This is a genomic window from Spirosoma oryzicola (genome assembly GCF_021233055.1).
Lineage (GTDB): Bacteria > Bacteroidota > Bacteroidia > Cytophagales > Spirosomataceae > Spirosoma > Spirosoma oryzicola.
Genome location: NZ_CP089543.1, coordinates 21,498 through 47,224, shown reverse-complemented (window position 1 = coordinate 47,224; position 25,727 = coordinate 21,498). Strand labels below are relative to the sequence as shown.

18 protein-coding genes and 1 pseudogene are annotated in these 25,727 nt (G+C 39.6%); 7 read left to right on the top strand and 12 right to left on the bottom strand.

Features of this window, described 5'->3' with window-relative positions:
• Positions 1-28 precede the first annotated feature (28 nt).
• Both LQ777_RS28005 and LQ777_RS28000 read right to left on the bottom strand, forming a co-directional pair.
• The gene (locus tag LQ777_RS28005) at positions 29-877 is read right to left on the bottom strand and encodes a nucleotidyl transferase AbiEii/AbiGii toxin family protein (protein WP_232563769.1); all 849 of its coding nucleotides are present in this window, start codon (positions 875-877) and stop codon (positions 29-31) included.
• Positions 864-1,892, bottom strand: a complete 1,029-nt coding sequence (locus LQ777_RS28000; protein ID WP_232563768.1) for a type IV toxin-antitoxin system AbiEi family antitoxin — start codon at positions 1,890-1,892, stop codon at positions 864-866. Before LQ777_RS28000 ends, LQ777_RS28005 begins: the two co-directional genes overlap by 14 nt.
• Positions 1,893-2,547: 655 nt before the next feature.
• On the opposite strand from LQ777_RS28000, the gene LQ777_RS27995 reads away from it, so the two are divergent.
• The 7 genes from LQ777_RS27995 to LQ777_RS27965 all read left to right on the top strand — a co-directional run bounded on the left by LQ777_RS27995 (position 2,548) and on the right by LQ777_RS27965 (position 9,878).
• On the top strand, positions 2,548-3,642 hold the full coding sequence (locus LQ777_RS27995) for a HigA family addiction module antitoxin (protein WP_232563767.1): 1,095 nt from the start codon (positions 2,548-2,550) through the stop codon (positions 3,640-3,642).
• 622 nt (positions 3,643-4,264) lie between these two features.
• Positions 4,265-5,086 (top strand): hypothetical protein, encoded by an 822-nt coding sequence (locus LQ777_RS27990; RefSeq protein WP_232563766.1) that lies wholly within the window; start codon positions 4,265-4,267, stop codon positions 5,084-5,086.
• Positions 5,087-5,093: 7 nt separating this feature from the next.
• Entirely contained in the window at positions 5,094-6,302 is a 1,209-nt protein-coding gene (locus LQ777_RS27985) for an SMODS domain-containing nucleotidyltransferase (protein WP_232563765.1), read from the top strand.
• Complete coding sequence (locus LQ777_RS27980; RefSeq protein WP_232563764.1) at positions 6,277-6,723, top strand: type II CBASS E2 protein; 447 nt, start codon at positions 6,277-6,279, stop codon at positions 6,721-6,723. Before LQ777_RS27985 ends, LQ777_RS27980 begins: the two co-directional genes overlap by 26 nt.
• 4 nt (positions 6,724-6,727) lie before the next feature.
• Entirely contained in the window at positions 6,728-6,970 is a 243-nt protein-coding gene (locus tag LQ777_RS27975) for a hypothetical protein (RefSeq protein WP_232563763.1), read from the top strand.
• Positions 6,971-7,135: 165 nt separating this feature from the next.
• Positions 7,136-8,773, top strand: coding sequence for a competence protein CoiA family protein (locus LQ777_RS27970; protein WP_232563762.1), 1,638 nt, complete (start codon positions 7,136-7,138; stop codon positions 8,771-8,773).
• 124 nt (positions 8,774-8,897) lie between these two features.
• A complete protein-coding gene (locus LQ777_RS27965; protein WP_232563761.1) occupies positions 8,898-9,878 on the top strand; it encodes a hypothetical protein in 981 nt (326 codons plus the stop codon).
• A gap of 24 nt (positions 9,879-9,902) precedes the next feature.
• On the opposite strand, the gene LQ777_RS27960 is transcribed toward LQ777_RS27965, so the two are convergent.
• The 10 genes and pseudogenes from LQ777_RS27960 to LQ777_RS27915 all read right to left on the bottom strand — a co-directional run bounded on the left by LQ777_RS27960 (position 9,903) and on the right by LQ777_RS27915 (position 25,189).
• Positions 9,903-11,279: a hypothetical protein gene (locus LQ777_RS27960; RefSeq protein WP_232563760.1), complete on the bottom strand. Its 1,377-nt coding sequence runs from the start codon at positions 11,277-11,279 to the stop codon at positions 9,903-9,905.
• Positions 11,280-11,338: 59 nt separating this feature from the next.
• Complete coding sequence (locus tag LQ777_RS27955) at positions 11,339-12,652, bottom strand: ImmA/IrrE family metallo-endopeptidase (protein WP_232563759.1); 1,314 nt, start codon at positions 12,650-12,652, stop codon at positions 11,339-11,341.
• Between the two features lie 303 nt (positions 12,653-12,955).
• Positions 12,956-15,292 carry an ATP-binding protein gene (locus LQ777_RS27950; protein WP_232563758.1) on the bottom strand — a complete coding sequence of 779 codons (2,337 nt, stop codon included), beginning with the start codon at positions 15,290-15,292 and terminating at the stop codon, positions 12,956-12,958.
• A gap of 62 nt (positions 15,293-15,354) precedes the next feature.
• Positions 15,355-16,020, bottom strand: a complete 666-nt coding sequence (locus tag LQ777_RS27945) for a recombinase family protein (protein WP_232563757.1) — start codon at positions 16,018-16,020, stop codon at positions 15,355-15,357.
• A gap of 266 nt (positions 16,021-16,286) precedes the next feature.
• A pseudogene (locus LQ777_RS27940) lies at positions 16,287-16,859 on the bottom strand (recombinase family protein); the annotation flags it as partial.
• A gap of 522 nt (positions 16,860-17,381) precedes the next feature.
• Positions 17,382-18,665, bottom strand: coding sequence for an HlyD family secretion protein (locus tag LQ777_RS27935; protein WP_232563755.1), 1,284 nt, complete (start codon positions 18,663-18,665; stop codon positions 17,382-17,384).
• Positions 18,662-21,037: a peptidase domain-containing ABC transporter gene (locus tag LQ777_RS27930; RefSeq protein ID WP_232563754.1), complete on the bottom strand. Its 2,376-nt coding sequence runs from the start codon at positions 21,035-21,037 to the stop codon at positions 18,662-18,664. Before LQ777_RS27930 ends, LQ777_RS27935 begins: the two co-directional genes overlap by 4 nt.
• Positions 21,034-21,855: a glycosyltransferase family 2 protein gene (locus LQ777_RS27925; protein WP_232563753.1), complete on the bottom strand. Its 822-nt coding sequence runs from the start codon at positions 21,853-21,855 to the stop codon at positions 21,034-21,036. The genes LQ777_RS27930 and LQ777_RS27925 overlap by 4 nt, the downstream gene beginning before the upstream one ends.
• Positions 21,856-22,223: 368 nt before the next feature.
• The gene (locus LQ777_RS27920; RefSeq protein WP_232563752.1) at positions 22,224-23,564 is read right to left on the bottom strand and encodes a glycosyltransferase; all 1,341 of its coding nucleotides are present in this window, start codon (positions 23,562-23,564) and stop codon (positions 22,224-22,226) included.
• A complete protein-coding gene (locus LQ777_RS27915) occupies positions 23,561-25,189 on the bottom strand; it encodes a vitamin K epoxide reductase family protein (protein WP_232563804.1) in 1,629 nt (542 codons plus the stop codon). Before LQ777_RS27915 ends, LQ777_RS27920 begins: the two co-directional genes overlap by 4 nt.
• Positions 25,190-25,727: the final 538 nt, after the last annotated feature.

The following is a 25,727-nucleotide window of genomic DNA, read 5'->3' as shown; positions in this document are numbered from 1 at the left end:
TCGGGGCAAGGTTTATTTGGACGAATCTTTAGGGAAGCTCATCTCGTAATCCTTCTCTGAGCTGTTCAAGAGTGGCTAATGCGTATTTGATAGACCATCGAGTTTCGCGTCCTAACCATTCTGCGACTTTGCTTTCTTCGCCTATTTCAAGTTGCCGATCCAGAATTGTTTCAATCCGTTTTTGTAGTTCAGCCGACCGCCTTATAATGGGTTGCATTTGCCGGCCCATTACTCTAGCTGCTGCCTTGCCCATGTCAAAATCTGGCCAGTCAAATAAGTCGTCATGACGTTCATAAATTTCAGCTTCTGCGATGTCAAAATAATGCTCTAATATGAAGCTGATATCCAGAATGTCTTTAGGGCGGTGCTCGGGGCGATCGTCATAAGCAATTAGTTTTAGAATAACGATTCCCGCTAGGGTGCATACCCGGTACGGATTCCCGTTTACTGTTATCACTTGAGTACCAGCTTCAAATACTTCTTCAAAGCCGTCTACCCGAATATCTGTGAGTCCTAGTCCAACCACATTGACTGACCCTTCCATGCTGATCGCTCCGAACGGTAGTAAATCAACAGGGCGACCGTCTTCAAAGACAACCGTATACGAATTTCCTCGGCTTGTTGTAAAGCGCCCCGTCTCAATTAGCCGTTGTCTCAGAAGCTGATATTGCTCTTCACTACTTAATAATAAAGCCAAGTCTAGATCACGAGTGATCCTGCTGGCGGGAATATCGTGTAGTGCTGTCAACCAAATATCCCGTGCTACAGCTCCGATCAAATAGAAATCAATACCTAGATTTTGCAGTTCGACTTCCAGTACGGCAAACAACTCCTGTAAGTTACCTTGCCGAATTTGGTCAAAGTTAATAGTGTACATACTTCTGGTAGATCGTACTTGCGATCTCTAGATTTCGCGGGTCAGCACTAGCTAAGAGATCTGTATAGATAAGTAAAGGTGGAACGATTGAAAGTTCATTCGATTGTTCTCCTATTGGTCGCCAGAATAGGTGGTATATCTCTATAGAGCCCTCTTCATCAGGTAGTAACCGATATTTTCGCATTAATCCAGATTTGTCTTCTTCTGTATAAATTGTCAATTTTTGCGGCCTCAAATTATTGGTTACTGCATCAGCAGCTGGCTCACCACTCCAATAACTACCTAATTGAAGTTTGATTTTCTGCCAATCATTGGGCTGTAGGCCAGTAGGTAATCTAAATTTACCTACTAATAGGTTGGGTTTAAGTGTACTACCATATCGGTTCAACCATTGCTCTATCAATCGTTCAACTTTCACCAACTTACGTCGGTGCTCATCTACAGCGACTACATAACCTAGATGTTTAAGTCCATCTAGAGTCTGCTGTACTGATCCAATAGAGACACCTGTTCGGTCGGCTAATTCCCGTACGGTTAGATTGATGGAATCAGCTTGAGTAAGCAGTGTAAAAATTACCCGTAATCCGCTCTTTCCGAAAGGCTGTTTTGCTGCTATTGTAAACTTTCCTCCCCTACGTCCTTCAATGAGAATAAACTGACCTTTTGATTGGATACAGCAGTTACCTGCTGTATCTAAATAATTTAATTTCAGTTGTTTAAGCGTCTTTTGAAGATCAGTGGGTATAAATTCAGCGATTAATAGAACGTCTCCCAGCGCTTCTTTTAAGGCCGTTAATTGAATAATCAAATGGGGATTGGCGCGTTGTTTTACCTCGATAGAGAAATTAATTATCTCATTATTAGTCGATAGTTTAACAAATCCGTCTAATTCATTTGATAATCCAAGTTCCCAACCTACTTGAAAGCCAGTAACTTCTTGCAAGGATTGAGTTGCTCGGCTAACTATATCTTCATCTTTGTTCATTTTTAGTTTTTGTTCATTTTTTTTGAACAATCAAATATATTGAACAAAAAAATGAAAATCCACAGAATTTAGGAGTACTGACTTATTAATAACTCTTTTATGCTCAACTAAAATCGATGTATAGGATAGCAGGTTACACACCCCACTAACCACCTATAAGTTAAGTGAATACGGAAAAGAAGTAACTTAAAAGTGGGCCTTTAAAGATCTCCGTAAACACGAATATGACTGGACAAAAAAATATTGGATATACACCAAAATTTTTTCGTCCATAATTTGCTTCATAGATAAAATTATTCACACATTTGTTAACTATTTCTAACACGAAGACATGCATGAGAATATTTTTCGCGACAAAAGAACTAGCTGACTTGTATGAAGATAATGCATCTGCCAAAATACAGATGGATTATAACTTTGAGAGAACGCATAGATTCATAACCGTTATTAACACGATTCGGGCAGCTACTTGTCTAAATGATTTAAAAGTTCGTCGGAGTCTAAAATACGAGAACCTAACGAATGATGAGGGTGGATTAAGTACAGTTCGCGTTGATGATTCACACTGCTTAGTCGTCGAGGACGGATCCTATGAATCTACTCGTACATTAATCATTCGGGCTTTAGTACATCTCAAACATAGCCTTGCCAAAAGACTTAACATACATCGAAGCACCCTACGGTCATGATTGAACTAAAAGACCTTGTTCCTGGCCGTGCCACTCATCCAGGAGAAATGTTGGCTCTAGAACTGGAAGGTTTAAATCTAAGCCAGCAGGATTTTGCCCTCCAGATTGGGATGCAGAAATCCCAGTTGAATGAAATTATAAAAGGTAAACGTAGCATCAACGCCGAAACCGCTATTCTGATTGCCAAAGCGCTTGGCGGTGAAGCGCAATTTTGGCTAAACGCACAACTCAATTACGATTTGGACATAGCCAAGCGGCAACAAAAAGTGCAGGATCGATCTAAAGCATTGGATCTATGGAACCGATTTAAGAATCATGTTGGTGTCACTTACCTCAGAACTCAGAAATATTTAACGGGTGATCCCGTTGACGATGTTCCAGCAGTTCAGAAATTATATAATGTTGAAACACCCGATGAATTAAAATATCAACTTGAGCATTCATCAATGGCTTTATTCCGCAAATCGCAACGATTAGACGAGGACAAGGTGAATGTGTTAGCTTGGGTAAAAATGGTCGAATTTCATGCCAGTCAGCAGGAAGTGCCGCCTTTCAATCTGCAAGCTGCTGATGAGGTCGTTACCGCCCTTCGGCAAATCATACTACAAAATGTGAATGTCTTGGTGAATGTTCAATGTACGTTGAATCGCCAAGGCATTAAATTCATTTATCAGCCTAAAGCCGACAAAGCGCCCATTGATGGCATGTCCTGCTGGTCAGGTGAAAATCCAGCTATTGGTATGTCGTTACGAAGTGCCAGGCTTGACAATTTCGCCTTTACCCTCCTTCATGAACTAGGCCATGTTTATCGGCATTTAGCCCATAATAACCACATCTGCTTCTATGATAATTTAGAAGACACACTGAATAATCAGCAAGAAAAAGAAGCGAATGCTTTTGCTCAGGAATGTATTTTGCCGGAACCAGCTTGGAAGCAGCTTATGGCTACAGCCGAGCAGTTTAATCAAAACTACATTATACGATTTGCGAAGTCGGTAGCCATGCATCCTGCGGTTATTGCAGGTCAGGTTTGCTACAGAACGGGCCATTATAAATGGCGTCGTAGCGATATAAACAACGTAATTGGTTGAGCAAGGAAGTATAAACTCAGGTCGCGAACGTCAATGTTGACGGTGGGCCTAAAATGTGAGAAACATATGAAACAAAAGTGTTCCGAAGCGCCAACTCCGGAACACGAGGAAATCAAAAACATCACTATTGTCGCGATTACGAACGAAGGATATTTTAATGGGAACTAGGAGGCCCTGTTAAATTTCCTGAGAATAAACGCAAAATTAGCTTCGTTTGCTCCATTAGAGCAAGCCCAATCTTCTCTTTGCCTTGCTTTTCTCAGAAAATCCCTTCTCTTCGATAATTGTGACGTTGCTCCAGCCAGGAGCCTGAGCGCATTTTGTGCTGCCCATCAGACCTGATGACATGGCAGATGATTCCGTATGCAATTTGAATGTGAATTTTATTCAAAGAACTCATGGCCACAAATGGAAAACCGGGCGGAGGACGCCACGGCGCTATTAAAGATCGGACTCAAGTCTATAATCCTCAAAATGATCGTTGGACCAAGCGCGGACCAAATGGAAAATTTATGGATCAGAAGGCTGACGATCAACCTTTTAAAGGCGTAACCAAGGAAAAGTGATTTTAACCAAAGGCAACCGGTCAGCAATGATTGGTTGCCTTAAATATACCTGAATTATGAAGAAAAGGAAACTATCCGAAGGTACTGTTAGCAGGGCCAGAGGACGACATCGTTGCCTGTCCCATATCATTGTCATCGGCTGTTTGCTGGCCTGTGTTGAGCCGAGTTTCGCTCAGAAGACCAAGCCATCAACAGAGGCAATTATTGAGCGCCTGAATTCTTTGGAAAGGGAAAATCAGCGTATACGGAAAGACGTTAGCGATTTGGAGGCAGAGGATAAAGACTTAGAATCAAGAAATAAGGAATTGGAGGAGAACCTAAAAGACTATGAGCCTTTCAAGTTTTGGGGTTGGATTCTAACAGGATTAGGTATTGGTAATATTATCGGAATAGCCTGGTTGTATCTCAAGGTCATTCCAAGTAAGGTGAATAAGCAAGTCGATGCAATAATCGCCAAGCACCTGACGGATCGGCATGAAGCCTTTATTGGGCTTCTCAAAGAGTACGATTTTGAGAAAGCAGTCAAACAGCGCCATCAAATTGTTTTACTCTCCCATCGTAACGGAAGTGATGATTATCATCACCGGATGCTCAGTAAAAATGGCTTTCAGGTTAAGGCACTCACTCGCCTAGAACAACTTCAGGAAGCTGACTTTACGGCGGATGATATCCTTGTTATCAATAACGATGGGGATCACTGGCCCGTCGACCAGGTACAAGCATTCATAAATCCCTTACCTAACTATTGTTTTTACTTTGGAAATGGCCGGGTCGTCGTAGATGATGACCGATTAAGTCGATTTACGGCGGCTAATTTTCGCACCCAATTTATTGGCAATCTGATGAACGTACTCAAATATTCACACCACCAAAACTAAAATCAACATGGCAATAACCAAGTATTTCAACGAGTTCCTGTCAAACATTCGCCTGTCAAAGAACCAGCGTGACGATTTAATCACTGGGCATAGCACGCTGCGTGACCGCTTAAAGAATGATGCTGACTTGTCAAAAATTATAGTTAGCACTTTTTTACAGGGGAGTTACCGACGGGCAACAGCGATTAAACCTAAAAATGGCAAACGGGCCGATGTCGATATTATCGTAGTAACCAATTTAGATCGTCATTCCCTAACTCCTCAAGAGGCTATTGACAAATTTATCTCTTTCGTAGAGAAGCACTATAAAGGAAAATACCGAATTCAGGGACGCTCAATTGGGATAGAACTTTCCTACGTAGACCTAGATATTGTGGTGACCTCTGCCCCTTCTGAAGTTGAACAAGCCTTCCTTAAATCGGAAAGTGTAACAACTGCGTTGGCCTTAGAGGATTTAGGGAACGATTGGCGCTTAGTAAAATCCTGGGCTGAACCTGGCCATCGACAAAATTGGACTTCCTTTATGGCGGAATCAATCCGTGCAGCAGCAGAATGGAAAACGGCGTCTCTCTATATTCCTGATCAGGATGCAAATTGCTGGGTTGAGACCAATCCGTTGGAGCAGATTCGATGGACTCGTGATAAGAACAAGGCGACCTATAGCCATTTCGTGAACGTAGTAAAAGCGTTGAAATGGTGGCGACTGTGTCGATTGATTGACCTTAAACATCCTAAAGGATACCCGATTGAGCACATGATTGGTGATTGTTGTCCTGACAACATTACTTCGGTCGCCGAAGGTGTCGTTAAAACGTTGGAAGCTATTGTGGCAAATTATGCCTGGTATCGACGTCTTGAAGTGACACCTACTTTAGCCGATCGGGGCGTTCCCTCACATAATGTATGGAAGCGGGTTTCTTCGAAAGACTTCATTGCTTTTTATGATTTCATCGTCGAAGCAGCTAAAACGGCCCGACGTGCTTATGATGCAGAACTGGATTGCGAAAAACTTCGGGAGTGGCGGTTATTATTTGGGACAGAATTTCCTGTGATGACCGAAGATGAAGCAAGAAATGAGCGCCTGGCTCGTAAATCTCAACAGTTGCAGGCAGGCACTGCTACGTTAACCAGTGGGATTACTATAATACGAAACACATCCGGTGTGTCTGTCCCACGAGAAAGAGATCATTATGATGATTCGAGCTTATTACAATGAGGATTATTCGCCCCTGGACCAGTTAGTTCAGCAGGAAATGGTTTTACAGATTTTTCCAAGTTGTAAAACGCGGATTCAGGGGCGGACTCTGCTTGTCGACTTCAAGATTAAAGATCCCGATTATCGGCAGGATTACTGTATACAAGTGCAATACGAATCACAGCGTATTCATAAGGTGTTTGTTTTAAAGCCTGCAATTACTCCATCAGTTGCTATCCATATGTACCCCGATGCTCGGCTCTGTTTGTATTATCCACCGGATATTTCACCGTTCCGGAAACTGTGGATTGCAAGAGATTTAATTCCAAGAACAGCTCTCTGGGTGTGTCACTATGAGCAGTGGCTTATCAATGGCAACGTGTGGAAAGGGGAAGAGGCTCCGGGTCATGCGCAATTACTTCAACGATTAAATTATCAATAAATCAATGATAAAATATAAGATTAATTTAGGATCTGATCATCTGAATCGGGAAGCTCGACAGCAAAGGAATCATGCCTATTCACCAAAATTATCGGGTATGCGTTGCGATAGCTGTAAAGGAGTGGATACGGTTATTGAGTTTTATAAAATGTCTGCTCCTTTCAACATCGTCAATGCCAAGATTCAGGCTTGTTGTTCTACTTTTGAACAACGCATTCGGGCAAAAATAGGTAAGATGGCTGATTAAGATAGGAGGACACAAGTAGGAATCAACAGGGAAATCCGTGGTTGCTCATAGAAGAGTCATCTTCGATAAGGTTTACCTTTAATGTGGCAAAGCGGATAGTCTTTATCAATCTTGAAGCCTAACCGAAAATGATTAATTTGTCTATTATTTACAGAAGCTGACCTGATGATCGCTCGTCAAGAAACCTCAGAGGAATCAACCAGTATTTTCACGGCCAAAAATCAATCGGGGCAAGTCATATTCATCCAGGAAGCAACATCCGGGAGGGGGGGATACTATTGCCAGGGGTGCCACCAGGAATTAGTTGCCAGGAAAGGTCCAATTATCATCCATCACTTCGCGCATTTAGCTCGAGATGTTGAGCAAAAGCAGCATTGCACCTTCGCTGACGAAGATTACCGACTATCCATTGCCCAAAGTACATTGCAACGAATCAAGCAAATTCGAGTTCCTCGTACTTTATTAATACATCCAGAGGTTCCCACTCAAGCAATACAACTTCAGCCACCCCGCAACATACATGCTCACCGGGTTGAGGTGAAATTTCCTCTATGTTTGAATGGTCAGGGACAAATTGAAACGGACCGCTTAATCGCAGAAAAGTTGATTTCTGAAGGGGTGTCTTTTGTTCGCCCAAACATCAGCTTTTTCAATAATAAAGATCAGCCCATTTTAGCCATTGAATTAATTACTGATGGTAAACAGAAGGGCATTTCAGCCGAAAGAAAAGCGCAGTATACACTTTTAGGGATTGATGCCATCCAGGTCATTCTCCCCAAAGAGTCAGCTCAAGCCATTGAAGATACCTTTTTCACTACTAAAAATACATTCTGGCTTTATAATGATGAATACGCCCACACCACATACCCTTCACCATCTACCGCTGAATTTATTGAAGGAGTATCAGACGTTGATCGACTCCAGATACAACTTCTCGAAGAAGACGCCAAATGCCGAGCCAACCGGCTTAGAAACCTTATACGATCAATTAGAAAATACCTTGACTCAGACTCCGCTCAACAGGTTGCAGTGGCTATACAACAGTCAATCGGAAATCTTGAAAGGCAAACAGAACGAGTTGACCAACAGCTCCGGGAACGAACTGAACAACTTAAGGGGCAAGTACGAACAGAGTTTGCTTCGCAAGTCGGGCGTTTGCGAGACGAGGAAGCGAGTCTTGACCAGCAGGAAGAAGCTTTTAGAGTCGAAGAAGAACGAGTGGAGAGCGCATATCATCAAGAAACGGAACGAATTGACGGAGATATCAGAGACATATGTGAACGACATAACCCCGCAGTCGATACGCTTAACCAAGGAATTAGAGATACTCAACGAGCGCTTGACAACCTCTCGTCAGAACGTATCAAACTTGACCAGCAGATTCCAGAGTTTGCAAGCCGAAGTTACCGACTACGAGAATCAATTGCAGAAACTGAACATTCAGAAGGACAGCTTAAGCAACGAATTGAAACAACTAAAGAGCGAATTAAGCGATATAGAGCAGACGATATTACCAAACTTAAAACTGACATCCAGCAACTTGAGAGAGAGCTTGCAGCAACAGATGAAGCGGAGGAAAACCAAATTCAACGAGAAATTAACAGCCTTGAACAGCGAGCTCAAGCAGCAATTAGTCAACGTGATACTTCTGGACTTCCCCAAGAATGCCGAGAACTTAAAGACTTTTTTTCAGGCTGGACGTCCCTTAGCGATTATAACACATACCAAACAAATTTCAGACGATTACGACAAGCTAAGCAGGAATTTGACTCAGGTGCTTGGAAGAATTGGTATAAAGCTTGAAGATTTTTTAAAGCAAATGCAGGGAAATTGATTTTGGAATTGAATTTACTTATGCACAAAGTAGGAACATGCCGAGTTTGAATAATAAATCTGAAATAGGTTTGTTTTTATAAATAATAACAATATGATCAATAGTTCTGCCGAAGAAATAAAATGTAATGCCCCTACTAATTATGAACCCTTTGAACCGAATAAGTGGAAAGAAAAGAATTATAGTACTGTAATGACACCTTGGGAAGGGCAATATGTAGTCTTTCTAACAATTACGCAAGACTTCGATTATGTGGTTATGGCTAGATTTATTAATATATTAAATATGGGTTGGAAACTATACGAAAACTTAGTTGGACAATCTCCCAATCCATACAGACAATACAATAATAAAGTTATAATTGCGGCAATTCCTGATGATAATCTTACATGTGGTAAAGGTTGTGGATGGATAGGCTCTACCGGGATTGAAATTTGTGGGTTTTATAAAGAGGATTATACTTTATTTTCCAATCAAGCAAATGATTTTCCTCATTACTATTTTTATGAAATGGGAAGAAATTATTTTATTTTCTCTGACAAACATTCAATTTTCACTACAGGCTTCGCAGTATTTATGAGGTATGTCTGTATGGATTATATTAAGCTTGATGATCCTGAATTAGAGTTACGTAAATATATAGAGTCGACAGAGAGTAAAATAAAATTTTTAGAATTAGACTTTCTTCAAATATTTACCGACAAGGCTGGCTTATCAGAGAAACAAAATCGTCTAAATGATCAAAGATTTTCTTCTGATCAGAATGTTATGTATGCTTCAGTGATGCTTAAGTTGCGTCAAGATTACGGAGGTAATGATTGGGTAAAACATTTTTTCCACTATTTATCATTGTGCCCATATGCATCGCCTAAAACAGAGAAGGGCGTTTTTATACAATGTATGAACTGGCTGGTATCTGCATCATGTGCTGCAAGGCAGAATTTATCTCAATTATTTACTGAACGCTGGAAAATGCAGATTGATGCGAACAATCAAAAAGTATTAAATGAATTTGATTGGATATCCACAGATCTACAACCTTCATTGATTATTGATTTATTACAATTTAGATAATAGTTTTAGTGCCCCTTAAGTGTCCTATGTATCATTGAGAATATCCCTCGATTTAATTCGTTTCTCAAATCCGAGCAAGTAAACCGCATTACCAAACAAACAAAGGCCATCAGTGCTAAATTGTGTAGCCATTTCAAATGGTGAAAAATGGCACATATCCGAATCTCTTAAATTTGAAACACACAGTGGAAATTCATTAAGAAAAGGGCAAGGTTTAAGTTTATTGTTATCAATCATGTCTAGAACTAAGCGAAAAGCTAAGTAAAACATGAAACAATCATTCATCTCTTTTTGATGCGCTGTATTCCCCATTATAATAGTAGAATCTCGCAATCTCACTACACCGCTTCCAAATACCAATAACAATTTTCGCCAAAAGCCCACATCCTCTAGATGCGATTTATATGAAAAAGTAAGGTAACCTCCGAGATTTTTGCTTATATTATTTAGCGAATAACTTGCTATTTTATGAACAAATTCTGCCAATGCATGATTATTTTTATTTTGATCTAATTCATTTAATAGTTTTTCAATACCAGAAGAGACAAAATTCAAATCTTGCACAACTTGATTTTTTCTTTCGGATTGCGAAAAATAATTATTAACAAACTCTTCCAAGTCTATACTGATATTATATCTTTCTGAAAATTTCGAATAATAAAATACAAAATTCTTTAAAGTTTTCGTTGGAATAAGAGTTGATAAGCAGTAACTCATTAATAAAAAAACACCTTTCCCAATATTAATTATCTTCTCTTTTTGAAAAAAATAGGCAAATAGCATCCAATACTCAGGGGCTCTACAGTAATCTATTCCCTTATCATTACTAATACGTTTATTTCGCTCAGCTATGGATGTATCATCTAAAGATGAAAACAAGTAGCCTCCCATAGTAGCCATATGCTCTCTTATAAATTTAATGCCAACTTCAGTTCTTATTAAACCATTGGTCAGAACAAGTCTTTGGGGGCGTGAGAAGTCACATATTATTGGTTTTAATAGACCATCTACCTTGTGCTCTATTTCATTGAACATATTTAGCTGAGCAACTACTTGTACACGGGTTGTAAAACCTTCTACGAATAGTTTATTTTTATACTCTGTCAGATCTAAAGGGAGAAGAATATCTTGTTGTGAGGAGGCAAAAGATGCGGCAATTTGAAGGTATGAATAAGCAAAATTTACAAATATAGGTACACCCCAAGTTGTTGTGAAGTTTTGGATAAAGTGAATGTATTCATGAATTAAGTATTCTGAATTGAGGTTTTTATCGCTCAATGGATTTGTATTTTCGGCAGTGAATGGTGTATCAGAGGCCTCACAATCAACGTGGATATACAGTCCTTCCCAATCATAATGTGGACGATTATCATTTAATAAATAATCTATAGTTGTACTCATTTCCGTTATTTATATCGTCAATTATAATTGATCTAGTTAAGTATTTTCAAAAGATTGAATTAGGATTCATCAAGCAATTCTGGATAATTTTCTCGTAAGAGCTGGCCTAATGACTTTAATCGGGTATTAACAACAATCATTTTCAATGCAGTTAGTCGATAAATTATACTCGTTTTAGTTGTGAAGTAAAAACGAGCTAAATTTGTAATAATGATTCGGAAGGCAAACCGGTTACTGGGTTGATCATCTAGATATAATGGTTTCCCTATTTGTAAATTTTGCTTAAACTGTTCAATACCTAATCGATAAATTATTGATTCCCGCGGTAATATTAAGCAGGAAGCAAATTGATTGGCTTGCCATTCAATCCAAGTCTTGGGATTGTTTAACTCATATCGATTCATCCTTAGATTGTAGACTGAATCGCTGAATGATTCATAAGTATATTGATTGATGGAAGTTCGATTGTGCAGGAAGTAGTGCCCTAACTCATGAGCCAATAAGAAGGCTGCTCGAGTCGAATTCCGAAAAGATGACTTTATCTGTATTGTTTTAGTTGAAAAAGAGCACGAGCTGTCAACTTGGTGGCCACGACTATCAAACGCATCAAGATCAGTATATAAAATTGTCATTTCATAGGTAAGAGCCAAGAATTGCTCGAATTTTTCCCAATCAAGCATTTTATCTCCTTTGACTACTTCAGGGCTATAAGCCATTAATAATGAGCTTGTAAATTCCTCAATGTCCTTAGCTGATAAAAACGGAATTTCAAACTCGTTTCGATTAAAGGAATCTGTAATCACTTGATATACAAAAACACTTAGTACTTCTCTATCAAGGATACGTTGAAGCTTTCTAAGTAAGACTTGTTGTATGGTCAAATCCAAAGTCTCAAATTCTAATGATTGAATAGAGCTCTCTTCCTTAAGTTGTTTATACCGGTTGGCTTTATGTAGAATGACGTTGAGAGTTATTAGATCATTGACCGTAATGAGCATCATCCCAACTGACTTCGCAAATGTAAAGGCACCTCGTTGAAAGCCATTGTCAGTAATAAATATACCCTTTATGTTAACATCAGCAACCTGCTTGATTTTAGTATAAAACTCTTCGATATCATCAACAGGAACCTGCTTAGCATAATTTTTACACTCAATTAGATTGAGTAATGAGTAATTAGAAGCTCCTTCAGGCCAGACCTCAATAGCTAAATCGAAAATAATGTAACCTTTTCGTTTTTCAGAGTAGTAGCCTTTTTTACGAAATACCCGACAACTGCCAGGTATCAGTCCTAACTTATACTCATTAAGTGCTTTTTCAATTAATTGATAAGAACGATACTCAAGTTCATCTCCTTTTTGTACCGAATTCATAACTTAAAATACCCTTTGTGGCATTTGTTAAAGTTTAATCGATCATTTTACGTTACCAAACTTAATTGTTTTAAACCATTATAGGTTTACCACTATATTTTAACATCTTAAATGCTTAGTAAGAAGCCAGCACACAATTATTGGTAGCTCTTAAGTAGTTTTAGCGATTTATAAGTTAGTTCAGTTAGCTTTATGAATTATCGTTGATATTCAGAATATGTAAAAATTTTGATTTGATCCAAAAATTGATTAGTCCTTATTCTTTTTTTAATGAATACTGTCGGTCCATTTTTTCAATTTGACTCACCACCATTTTTTCTGAGTATTATGAAAATATCGATTCTTTTGATTTTCCTCTAACTTTGTTAGAAATGAAAATCGCTCTGTAAGCCTCTGGTATATAATATCTCCAAGAGGTCTACTATTTCGCATAACCATCATTTTTTCTTTACAAGATTTATAACGAGGATACCATAACTTAGAAGTAGGAAGCTTAAAATCAGCATGTGTTTGTTGCAAAATTTTATTAGCTTCAGCAAACTTTTTATCTGCTATTAATTGCTTTTTTTCTGCTAAAAGGGTAAAATTAGGGTATGCTTCACCAAAGAGTTCATGACCTAAACTATCTATCTCTGCTTCAAGCTTTTTATAAAAATTATTTAACCAAGATGCAGTAACCAAAGCTATAGCTTCCTCCTTTCGAAGATAGGGTGTTAGTGAAAAGACTAAATGCCAATAGTCTGGACTACTTTGATGTCTTTGTAGAAAAGCCTCAATATAGCTCGGATCAATGTAAGTTTGTTCGGATGATATAGTAACTAACTTTCTGATTGCATCAAAAAAAATACATATATCAATGGTATTATCATTTATGAAACGAGTGAAATTTAGCTCTTTAATTACCTGAAGCATCTCATCCATGTACTTATTAAAGTTTGGACGTAATTTGACTTGAAAATTTACCATGGAGTCTGGCGAATCGATCCAGTGAATCAGAGAATTAATTTCATATAAAGAAACTGTATTATTTTTTAGCAGTCGTTTGGTGCCTAAGATAAAATCTTCAATATCATCAGTTTTTATTTCGACAGAATTAGTATCAGTTTTTAAAGTTTTAAACTTAGCCAAACTAAGCAGTTCTATATTAATATTTCGAAAAAGTATCTGACGATATTGAGAAAGATCATTCCCTAGATAATTAACAAAAAAATCAAACATAGAAGGGTGGTAAAAATTATAAAGTTGACCACTTTTTTTGATTACACTCCCTACCATGATCTCAAGTTCTTCTTTTAGATTTATTAATTCCTTTTCTCCCACGTCGCTACGAACGTTACGATATGCATAAGCGATTGAAGCATCTGTGCCTGTCGTGGAGAATAGAAGAGCTAATAGGACAAGTTTCTTGGGCTGAAGTAAATTGATAAATACTGTTTTCAGATAAGCATCTGGAGCGTTCAAATGTTGTATTAATGCGGCTTTATCAAAATCATCCGCGTTTTCAAAGTAAGCGCGAACCGTTTCGGGAGCATAATTAGTATGGTTGACTAAATTTTCAATGAAGTCATCTTCGGGAGTAGAAAGGGTCGGGAATTTTAATGTAAAGTAGCGTCTAAAAATGCTATCCTTTTCTCCTGTTGACAAGCTAGATACTTCGACTGTGATTTCAGAAAGGATTGATTCAAAATTAAAATCAGCATGTGCTTTTAAAGCTTTATATATGTAGGCGCGGCTCGTAAAAACACACTTATGATTATTACCTAAAAGATTTAATATAAATTCTATCTTTCTGTCAAAAGCATCAGATCGTGTATATTCCAAATTATGTTTACCAAAAGCATCATCAAATAGAAAGAGTTGTTTTTGGGACGAGTCAAAATACTTATCAAAATCTTCAAATCGGTCTAATTTGTAAACAATAAATTCTTCTTCTAGGAACATATATAATGCCAACATTTCGGCAGTAAACGATTTTCCAGATTTTGGAGGGCCCGATAAGAGTACAATATTTTTCTGCTGAATCAAGTCAAGAGTGTCACTAAATTTCTTGGTATAAACAAATTTTTCTTGATTTTTTTTAAATACTTCTATCCACCCAGTTGTTATATTTTTTTCGTGTTTTTTAAACAACCCATCCAATAGCAGTTTAAAATCAGTTTGTTTTACAATTTTGGGGAAATTCCATTTTAAGGAATCATGATTATCTATACAAGCCTCGATGTGTTGATAATTATATAAGTTAAATCGTAATGTGTTAGGCAATGAATGTGTAGTAATAAAATCAGAAAAAATAACCTGTAACTCGTCAAGCTGACTCGCAGTAATAGCTAGATTGGTTACCAAGCAGTAGCGATCAAAAAATAATTTATTTTTGATATAAACTTTGTCCAGTTCTTTGGCCAAATCTGATTTAAGCGCAGCAAAATTGGCAATATTCGATTTATGTTTAACCTGAAATATATATTTATAAGATTTAGAATCAGCATCAAAAAAATTAGTAATACCCTCATAAACGATATCACGGCCTTTGTCGCTTCCTCCTTGCACGTATTGAACTGATTTAGAGACATCAAATTGTAAACACTGAAAAGCTAGAACTTCAAATTGTTGCCATTCTAGTGCAGCTAAATTGTATTTCATTTCGTAAATTAAGCAAATGAGGAATCAAAGTTTATTACTTCAATAATACAACCAAGAACTTATTACTCCATAAGCTTAATAACACGCTGTACTTGGGCAACATGAAACGATTTTCCTCGGCGCGTACGAAATCCATTATTGTTTAGTGTTTCGGTAATTTGACTCCAGTTCTGACCAGCCTGACGTAACGAACGGGCCAGCGTAGCCGCCCGTCGATTATTTTCGTCCTGGCGTGCATTTACTTGGCGGATCTTCCGACTTTTAAGAATAGCCGCTGTATCCAAGTTAGCAGGAGTACCTAACTTAGCCCCCTGCCTTTTTTTCTCCGCCAGTGCTTTACGAGTGCGTTCACCGATTAATTCCCGCTCATACTGTGCCATGGTGGCCATGACGCCGATAGTCAGGGTATTAGCTTCGGGCATATCGGCACATACGAATTCAATTCCCGAATCCCTCAATGTAAAAATAAAGGCCACGTTCCGGGTTAACCGGTCCAGCTTGGCAATTAATAGGACTGCCCGTTGCTCTTTACAGTACGCGATGGCAGCCAGTAATTGAGGCCGGTCATTTTTCTTCCCTGACTCAACATCGGTAAATTCACCTACCAGCACTCCGTTACTTCCCAGATAGGTATTGACCGTTGAGCGTTGGGCTTCCAGGCCCAGGCCACTTCGTCCCTGTTTCTGGGTTGACACCCGAAAGTAGCCTACGTAGGGTCGCTGCATCATTTGAGTTGTATTTAGACAATTTGTGCCCGAAACAATGTTCCACGGCACAAAAATTACGATTCTTGGTCTAAAGATACTGGATTTAACATTTAACAAACGGTCGTTTAATAAATGTTAAATCGGGTTGACATAACGATTAACAGACCTTCGTTTAATAAAGGTTAAACTGGGTTGACGGCACGATTAGCAAATCTTCGATTAACAAATACAAAATTCAGTACATCTGCATTTTGCTATATGTTAGCCGTTTGATTTTGGGCTGAAGTACCAATTTCTACCCCACGTAGACGGAGATACTTGTATAAGGTGGTTTTAGAAATGTGTAACTCGCGGGCAATTTGTTCGACCGAGTACTTGGCTTCTTTGTAAAGACTTTCGCCAATACGGGCCTTCTGCTCGCCAGCTTTGGATAGCCCTTTACGACGGCCTAAGAGTTGGCCCCGTCGCCGGGCAGATGCTAAACCTGCTAAAGTCCGCTCGCGAATCACCTCCCGCTCAAACTCGGCTAGACTGGCAAAAATGCGAAAAACCAAGCGGCCTTGAGCCGTTGTAGTATCTATGGGGTCGTTTAAACTAACTAACCCAATATGTTGATCTTCTAGTTGAGTGACAATCTCTATCAAATGATTTAAGGACCGACCTAGTCGGTCCAGCTTCCAAATCATTAACGTGTCTCCCTCTCGTATGATTTCGAGTAGCTTGTTCAATTCAGGTCGTTCGGTTTTAGAACCACTGACTTTCTCCTGAAAGATTTTCGAGCAGCCAGCGGCTTTCAAGGCATCTAATTGAAGTGCCAAGTTTTGATCTTGTGTTGAGACTCGAGCGTAACCTAACTTCATGATGCAATAGTATCTATCTCACGTTATAGACGTGAATATGAGAAATCTATTTTCGATTCAGCAAGCAGGTTGTAGAAGTTGAAGTTACAGAATTATTGGGTTGAAATGCCAAACCGAAAGTAGTACACTAAACGCTTTATGAGGGCGCGTCGGTCAAATAGGACTGATATGATTTTAAGCCTGAAATTGTTCACAAAAAGGATCGAGCGGTCCGAAACTAGGACCTAAAAAACAATCTGTTTTACATTCAGTATAACAGATTGTTTTCGAATACTCTCCTCCTGCCTATCTACTGTTTTGAAAAACCTCTAATTCAAACCAGGACTGGACAATATGGTATTAGAAATGAAGAGGAAGTTTTTTTTGCTCCATAGCTTCTGTCCTGCACTCAGCTCGCCGACTGGACATACCACTTTACTTTAAACGGCTGTAGCGAACCAAAAGCTTAATAAATAGTTGCGTTAACAAAAGCAAAATGGAGCTTTTATACTAAGTTTAATATACCGACGAATTACCTGATTTTTACATTCCGTTAAACACGTGGCGAAATTGATAAAATAGCTTTTCGAGCAGACGACTATCATTGTTGAGAATGTCAGCTGATGCTGTCATGCCAGTTTTGTAAGCTAATGTCCGATTATACGTCGTTTTCAGGTCAGAGGGTAGTTGAACGCGAGCTAGAAAAACGCTGTCTCTAAGAGGAATGTCGGCAATGTACGTAATGCGTCCCCGAAGGGCACCAAACTCCTGATAAGGATAGCCCGTAAACTTTACCAATACAGTCTGTCCTACTTGCACTTTACCCGCGTTTTGTTGTGGTATGCGCAACTCACCGAAGTAATCGGTACTGGGGGGGGCTACATAAAATACTTCCTGATTATCAACCACCGACTGGTTTTCCTGCAATGAACCCACCATCATCACTCTACCACTAACAGGAGCCGTGAGTATATATCTTAATTTCCATCCATCCACAGCGCTTTGAAATGTACTCAAACTTAGTAAAAACTTATCGCGCTCTTCGGTAACCTGCCTATCGAGTTCCAGCATTTCCTTCTCTTTAACGCGCTGAGCGGTCAAATTGCTAATAAGGGCTAATGCCGTTTGCTGATAAGGAAACCGTCGGCCTATGAGTTTACTTTCTTCGCGCTTGAGTTCGAGTGGGGTTAATGATTTTTGATCAGCTAACTGCTTTTGAGTGGCGTAGTCTTCTTCGGCCAGTGCTTGGTCTCGTTCTTGAATTTTTTGCTGTTGACGTAGATTATTGGTTAAGGCTTGCAAGTCTTTAATTTCTTGCCGGAGGATGGCCTTTTTCTGACTAAAAAAACCATTGGCTAAATAAGCACGAAGTTGAATATGATTCTGCTCGAAGGTCTGGTAGGCGTTCTGCAATTCACCTAGATGGTTGTAGTGCGATAGGTCCAGTTTATCAAGCCCTTCCAGATTTCCCTGCCTAGCGATGTTCCAAGCGTTAGCAAGCTGGTGAGACAGCCGAATTATTTCATCGTGCCGGGCGGTGCTTTCTAAATAAGCAAGTGAAGACCCGGTTTTTACTGTTTGCCCATCCTGTACTAACAGCCGCACCACCTTCCCATCTGAGCGGGCCAATACAGCTTTAGGTACACTGGCCGAGGTGAGTTTAAACGAAGCCCGCACTAAATCGGGGTAGTGAATGAACCACGCTCCGACAAACACCAGCGCAATGACCAGAAAGGCCACTGTAATACCCCAGCGTAACAGCCACCTGGGAGGCCGAGCTAGCATTTCCTGCACCTCCTCGGCGCGTAGTTCGGAAAATGTATTCATAGGCTTAATTCCAATTGGTTCTTCACTAACTGCCAGTATCCCCCCCGCTTGGCAATCAATGAAGCATGGGTACCTATTTCGCTGATGCGACCTTTGTCTAAAACTACAATCTGATCGGCGTGGATAACAGTGCTGAGCCGGTGGGCGACTATCACTACTGTTCTACTATGAAAAAAATCGTTCAGATTCTGAATAATGACCGCTTCGTTGTTGGCATCCAGCGAGTTGGTAGCTTCATCGAAAAATATGTACTGCGGATCTTTGTAGACGGCCCTTGCAATAAGAATCCGCTGCTGTTGCCCCTGACTAATACCATTACCTTCTGTTCCTATTTTGGTATGCAATCCCGACGGTAGTGAGTCGATAAATGTCTGTAAATTAGCCATGTGAACAGCCTGCTCCAGTCGTTCTGCGTCAATGCGCTCTACTCCTACGGCAATGTTGCGGGCTATGGTGTCAGAGAAAATAAATCCATCCTGCATAACCACCCCGCATTGGCTGCGCCAATGGGAGTGGCTTATGTTGTGTAATCCCATTTCTCCTAACCTGATTTCTCCTTTGTTGGGTTTGTAGAAGCGGAGCAGAAGTTTGAGCAAAGTGGTTTTGCCGCTGCCGCTCATGCCAACGATGGCGGTGGTTTTTTTCGGCAGAATAGACAGGTCGATGTTCTCTAGCACCGGCTCATTGCCCGCACCAGGGTACTGGAAGCTTATATTTTTAAGATGAAGCCCACTCGCTTTGGGTATTGTAGTAGCCAACTGAGCGTCTACCGGTTCTTCATCGACCAACGTATGAATTTCGTTAAGTCGCTCCAGACTGATTTTGGCATCCTGCAAACTCTGCACAAAGCCTATCAACTGCTCGATGGGGCCATTGAGTTGACCCACGATTTGCTGCATGGCTAGCATTGCGCCCAGCGTAAGTTGCCCCTCGATAACGGCCCGTGCTGCCAAAAAGGTGATAAAGATGTTTTTGCCCTCGTTAATACCAAACGCCCCCGCCTGCTGGTATTGGCTCAGGGCCAGCCCGCGCATTTGAAGCTTGAACAGCCGTGCCTGGAGTCGCTCCCATGCCCACCGCATGGGCCGCTCAGCACCAGCCAGCTTTATTTCCTGCATACCCTGAATGAGCTGGACTAAGCTGCTTTGATTTTTGGACGCTACATCGAACCGCTTGTAATCTAGTTTCCGGCGTTGGCGCAGAAACAGTATTACCCAGCCGATGTAGAGCACACTCGACCCTATGAAAATAAGGAAGATGCTCAAATCATATATGGCTAGCACCGCCCCAAAAACGAGTAAGTTAAACAGCGAAAACAGCACCGACATTGTTTGGCCAGTTAAAAAACTCTCGATACGGTGATGATCACCAATGCGTTGCATGATGTCGCCGAACTGCTTGCTGTCGAAAAACGACACAGGTAGTTTCATTAACTTTATTAGAAAATCGGACAGGATGTTTAGGTTGACCCTTGTGCTGATATGCAAGAGAATCCAGCTACGAATAAACTCCACCGACAGTCGCCCGGCCATCAACATTAGTTGCGCCCCCAACACCATGTATAAAAAGGGGATATTGTCAGTATTGACTCCGATATCCACTACCGACTGCGTTAGGAACGGAAACAGCAGTTGAAGCCCGCTTCCAACGATCAATCCTAAAGCCAATTGCATCAATAACAGTTTGTACTGCCACAAATAGGCCAGTACCTGCTCAAAATTATAGGAGGTAACCGTTTCATCTTGCTGCTCAAAAAAAGCCGGGGTTGGCTCCAGCAGCAACACAACCCCCTCTTGGGTCCCTTCTTTTTGGTCTGACAGCCAGTGCTGGCAAAACTCCTCTGCCAAATACGATACTAGCCCTTTGCCCGGATCAGCTATAAAAACTGTACTCTGCCGTTGTTGACGCTGCTTACGCTCCGCCGGTGGTGTTTCTGCTGGCCAGCCGCCCGACGGAAAGATGATTTTTTCTTTGTCAACCTGAAACTCATTAATAAACGGTTGCGGCTGAAGGGAATTATGAAGACCACTATCTAAGGGTGACTTTCCTCCTATAGTGCGATTCATCCAGCTATTACCCGTTCCTTTGATGTCATAAACTACCACAAAGTGATTTTGGTCCCAATGGATAATGCAAGGTAACGGAGCTTCGGCAGCTAATTTATCAAAGGAAATCTTCACGCCCATTGTCCTAAATCCAATAGCTTCGGCGGCTTCCGAAATACCAAGCATGGAAACACCTTCCTTTCCGATCTGCGATTTCTCCCGTAACGACTGTGCAGTGAAAAATCGTCCATAGTGCTTCGCTACCATGCGCAGGCAGGTTGGCCCACAGTCCATCTGGTCAAGCTGTGTGAAGTGTGGAAAACTCATTGCTTAGAAGGTTGTATATTTTTTTGCAGTATTTCCCAACCGTGTTCATTTATCAGGTAATTTATAGCCTCTATTCTTGCTTTTTGAAAGTTTATCTTCTTCCAAGAAGCAACTTCATCATGGCCGTAATATTTTTTTAAATTACCACACGATGTAAATTCACTCTGCGCAGGTATAATTGTCGGTATATTAGCTAATATTTTGCACGTTGCAGATAAATGAATATCCTCTGCATTTTCTAACGTGTACGGTTTAATTTTCCAGAATAAATATATCCATTCAGTTTTGAAGAGCCAGTTATTACATCCAAAATCTGCTTCCGTATCATTTTCATTAAAATTGTAATGTTTCTCGGTACATCCATCACCCACTAAAAATCTTCGCAAGTCAGTTATTTGTAAACCGTCTTCATTCTTTTGATAAGAAATAATTCGACCTGCACTTGAAATAATAGAATTTCTGTTTTCGCACATCTTTCTACAATCTTCCAGCCAGTTTGTTGATGGAATAACATCATCGTCAAGTATCCATACATACTCAGACTTTACATGTAAAGCTAAAGAAAACCTACCAAAGTATTTTAAATCGACTGAGGAATTTATATATTGAATATTATTGAACTTTTTTTTTATTTTGTTTATATTAACATGGTCCCCACATTGATATACCCATACCTGATACGGCTGTTCCGTTTGATTGATAATAGCTTCAATTTGCTCTTCTAAGTGGTGCCTTTTCCATACAGTTAGAATGACAGTAACAAGTCCGTTTTTATTATCACTATACGTTTTTTTTGGGGCAAAAAACCTATTAAACATTTTGAGACTTTCTAAAATGTTAATGAAAAAATAAACTGTTAATTTAAAAACATTACTACTCCTTCAATGCTGATAGTAAAAAATCAGTCAATCGAAGATACTATCAATGTAATATCTCCAATTGACTGATATCAGTTTTTAAGCAAATTAACAATTGACTGGTGTCGACCCACAGGGGCACCATACCGAATACTTGTCAAAAGCTGTGATGCAGTCGCCTGGTCCTGATGGGTAAGGATCACCACAATTACATCTGTAACTACCACCGCCTTTAATTTCTTTCATCTGCTGCTTTGAAAGCAAATTTGAAGCAAAGTCCAACAATTTCTTTTTCATGATTGAAAAACTGGTTTAAGTGAATAATTGATTTATTGTGATTTGACTAAATCCGCTGTTGGATACCAATCCGTGACTGGTCTCAAATTAATCTGACTAATATTGTGGCGATAAGTCGGATTATTCAATAAGGTGACTATTTTCTTTCTTAATATTTGCTCTGTATCTTTTCGTAAATTCCCCCTCAATCCCCATCCTTTTACTACTATTCGAGCAGCATTGCCTGCTTGGTCGCTTTGAATATTTAATGGATAAGCCAACATTGGTATTCCAGCTGTTAAACATTCACATATTGAATTCATTCCAGCGTGAGTTACCATCATATCACAATAGGGTAATAACTCGGTTTGAGGTACATAACGCTGGACAGATATTTTGTTATTGTGCCGATCAATTACATTTGGATACATTTCACCGGCTGATAGAATGAGGTATGTATTTGCTATTTTTTCAACAGCAGTAATCAGTTTATGCAAAAAAGATAGTGCAACGGCCTTGTTTAATCCACTTAATGTCCCTAAAGATGCATAGATTAAATACGGTTTCTTTATACTTTTATCTTCCTGTAAAGCCCGAATAATAGGCCAGATTTCGGTAGATTTTATTGAGGTTGCATTTCGGTTTTTGTAAGGGTAGTAGATGAATTTTTCATATTTATCTGGTTTATACCAATCATATTCTAAAAACTGAGGCCGTACATGAACAATTGATACACATTTTATACTTTCGTAGAGGGCATTGTCCTGCCGACGAAATAGTCTAGTATCAATACCATGTCTTATAGCAAATCGTTTTAAGAAAAACTGATCATCTGCCCCCCAAAAAACAATCTTTTTTAGCAGTAGAAACGCTTTACGCTTGAATAAAAAAATCGACCATAATACTCTTGCAAATAGGCTATAAATAAAATTATTTTTAAAAGGCTTGCTATAAGACAAAGGAGGTATTCCTTCTTCACGGCGGGTTGGCAGTTTTGTATTGATTAATGTAATTCTTTTATAATCGTCATGAAGTAAATAGAAATAATGATTCAAATGCTGATCAATAAAAATCTCATTAGGGTTAAAAAAACGGCAAAGTTCACGGACCTCATATATTGCTTGAAGAAATTCTCGGTAACGAAGCAACAGGAGTTTTTTATTAATTACACTTTTCAAAAAGAAACCTAATGCTGTTCGCCAGTTATTAACTAAATATTCTTCCAAACACCACATTACGGCAAACTCAAAACCCTGTACTTCCACATGTTTTCGTAGATCTTCTGTGCCTGAAAACACTACTCGGTATCCTTGCTTCCGCAATTGATCAGCAAAGCCAAAACAGGCATTATAATGGCTTGGAACTGGAAGCATAATAAAAAGTGCCGTTTTCATGTGTTTACTTCGAGTACATTATCGGATTCAGTCCTGCTTAGCATCCACTGTAAATTTTCTATCTCATACATTTCTGGAATTTTATAGTTGTTAATATAAATGGTCGGTGTTGCCATTATACTAGCATCATGGCACCACTGTCTATGTGCTTGCCATGTAACGGTTTGCTCTGATTGATGTTCCTCAACGGGAAAGCGTTTAACCCAAGCGTTATAATCTTTGTCTTTTTGATTATACCAATCTGTAAGCGCATCAATAGCTACACTCCCTTGTTTGACCAAGGCTAACAAATGCATTGCAACCTGAGCGGCTGGATTAAACTCACTATCACTAGAAAAAATGAAAGTCACTCCAACATTTTGATTGTGAAGTACCAGTTGTTCTAATTCCTTATGTACCTTGGAACATGAGCCGCAGTATGGATTAATCACAACTGTAATCTTGGTCTCGGCATCAGAACTTCCAAGTTTAATAGGGTGAAGATTGACAGGTATTGGTGGTGCTTTCTGTTGTTGAATTAATAAGGTTCTGAATATCGCTGGATTCCGTTTTAAGGCCACTAGTTCTTCATACATTCGACGGCTCTGGAATTGCTTTTTCAGTAAAGGCTTAATAGTTACCCATGCAAGAGTTGGCAAAAGAAAGCTAATTAGAAGCACACAATATGGCTGAACAACATTAGGTAAGTTACTTACTTGATATAAAGCTAATAATCCTTCAATAGCAAAAACTACCTGTACACATAGGCATAATACGCACCATTGTCGTACATAGTAAGCTTGATAATAAATAGAGAAAATGATATAGGGCATAGCTATCAAAGCAATACCATTTAATAGAGGCCGTATAGTTGGCTGACTATCTATGAAGGCCAACGTAAACAAACCACCTGCGAAGTAAAGTAAACCTAAATCAGACCAGCTTAGCCACCCCCAAAGCTTTGCGGCTGGTGAGTTTAGTACATTCTCACAGCTAGTTTTAGCATTTATACGACATATTCGGTCTGTCAAGTCATTTTTACTACCTAATTCTTTCGCTGTCAACAGACCGGTTAAGAATAAACCAGAAATTTTTGTAAAAAGAAGCAACCAATCAGAAGCTGAGTAGCTACTTCTCCCAATTATTAAGATGGCGAATAAGACAAGTAGTATCCCTACCAACAAAAACGGTTCACGCAAACTACTTAGACGTTCCTTCTGACGTTTTATGTTATAATCAACCTCGCCAGATTGCTCATCGGTTTCTGCTAAAAGTACTATACCAGTCCACTTTTCTTCAAAATCGCTTATTAACAGAGTTATGTCTCCCTGCTCACTATCCGTGTATTGTATGTATTCATCATGAATTTGATTCACTAGAATGTACCATCCACCTTTATTCTTAAGCTGGGTGACAAACGGCAAAGGAATTTCACGGAGTTGCTCAACTGTATGTAGCTGAAGTGCAGCATTGTCAATGTTCCAACTTGATAGGACTTCACTCATACTAAGTAGACTGGGAAAATCGGGGTGTTGTAGTATTTTTTCCCGCAGCGTCTTCCGAGTTACCTTTGCATTCAAGGTTTGTAACAGGCGATACAATGTATTAATGACATTATCGTCTGAAACTCTAAACGGGTTACCCATAGCAGTCGTTTCCAATAAGTATGATAAAGTTAAAAAAAAATTACACTAACTACTATGTTATTTACAATTTTAATGGAAAAAGTTATAAAAATAAATGGGCCTAGCTGAAATCCTACCTAAAAAAAGGCTATCTCATACCCTATCTCCGTAGTTCTGGGCATTGTTACGGAAAGTACACTGTTGATCAACTGGATGTCGGTTAAGTGGTAGCTATATGTATCCATGGTCGAAAGTTGGCGACTTGTCAGAAATAATAAAGGATGGTTTAGCTAGTAGGCCAAGTCTGAATCAGTATGACTCAGCAGGGGAATCCCTACGAAAACGTAATCGCTGAAATGATCAATGGGGGTTCTAAAGACGAATTTCCACCTAAATCGAGTGTTGGTTACTTTTGAGGAGGGCGAAAAAGCGGTTGAAAAAGTATTTACAATTAATCATCATCTGCGTCCCCACATGAACGGTCCGCCGTAGCGGCTGTAGTTGTGATGGCTCATCAAAGCGAGTACCAGCTGAAAAAGCAATGGAACCCGAAGGTATA

Coding starts and splice junctions, on each gene's coding strand:
- LQ777_RS27970 (WP_232563762.1), top strand. CDS start 7,136: ATGATCGCTCGTCAAGAAACCTCAGAGGAATCAACCAGTATTTTCACG.
- LQ777_RS27920 (WP_232563752.1), bottom strand. CDS start 23,564: ATGAAAACGGCACTTTTTATTATGCTTCCAGTTCCAAGCCATTATAAT.
- LQ777_RS27990 (WP_232563766.1), top strand. CDS start 4,265: ATGAAGAAAAGGAAACTATCCGAAGGTACTGTTAGCAGGGCCAGAGGA.
- LQ777_RS27930 (WP_232563754.1), bottom strand. CDS start 21,037: ATGAGTTTTCCACACTTCACACAGCTTGACCAGATGGACTGTGGGCCA.
- LQ777_RS27960 (WP_232563760.1), bottom strand. CDS start 11,279: ATGAGTACAACTATAGATTATTTATTAAATGATAATCGTCCACATTAT.
- LQ777_RS27995 (WP_232563767.1), top strand. CDS start 2,548: ATGATTGAACTAAAAGACCTTGTTCCTGGCCGTGCCACTCATCCAGGA.
- LQ777_RS27925 (WP_232563753.1), bottom strand. CDS start 21,855: ATGTTTAATAGGTTTTTTGCCCCAAAAAAAACGTATAGTGATAATAAA.
- LQ777_RS27985 (WP_232563765.1), top strand. CDS start 5,094: ATGGCAATAACCAAGTATTTCAACGAGTTCCTGTCAAACATTCGCCTG.
- LQ777_RS27950 (WP_232563758.1), bottom strand. CDS start 15,292: ATGAAATACAATTTAGCTGCACTAGAATGGCAACAATTTGAAGTTCTA.
- LQ777_RS27965 (WP_232563761.1), top strand. CDS start 8,898: ATGATCAATAGTTCTGCCGAAGAAATAAAATGTAATGCCCCTACTAAT.
- LQ777_RS27945 (WP_232563757.1), bottom strand. CDS start 16,020: ATGATGCAGCGACCCTACGTAGGCTACTTTCGGGTGTCAACCCAGAAA.
- LQ777_RS27935 (WP_232563755.1), bottom strand. CDS start 18,665: ATGAATACATTTTCCGAACTACGCGCCGAGGAGGTGCAGGAAATGCTA.
- LQ777_RS27955 (WP_232563759.1), bottom strand. CDS start 12,652: ATGAATTCGGTACAAAAAGGAGATGAACTTGAGTATCGTTCTTATCAA.
- LQ777_RS27980 (WP_232563764.1), top strand. CDS start 6,277: ATGATGATTCGAGCTTATTACAATGAGGATTATTCGCCCCTGGACCAG.
- LQ777_RS27975 (WP_232563763.1), top strand. CDS start 6,728: ATGATAAAATATAAGATTAATTTAGGATCTGATCATCTGAATCGGGAA.
- LQ777_RS27915 (WP_232563804.1), bottom strand. CDS start 25,189: ATGGGTAACCCGTTTAGAGTTTCAGACGATAATGTCATTAATACATTG.
- LQ777_RS28005 (WP_232563769.1), bottom strand. CDS start 877: ATGTACACTATTAACTTTGACCAAATTCGGCAAGGTAACTTACAGGAG.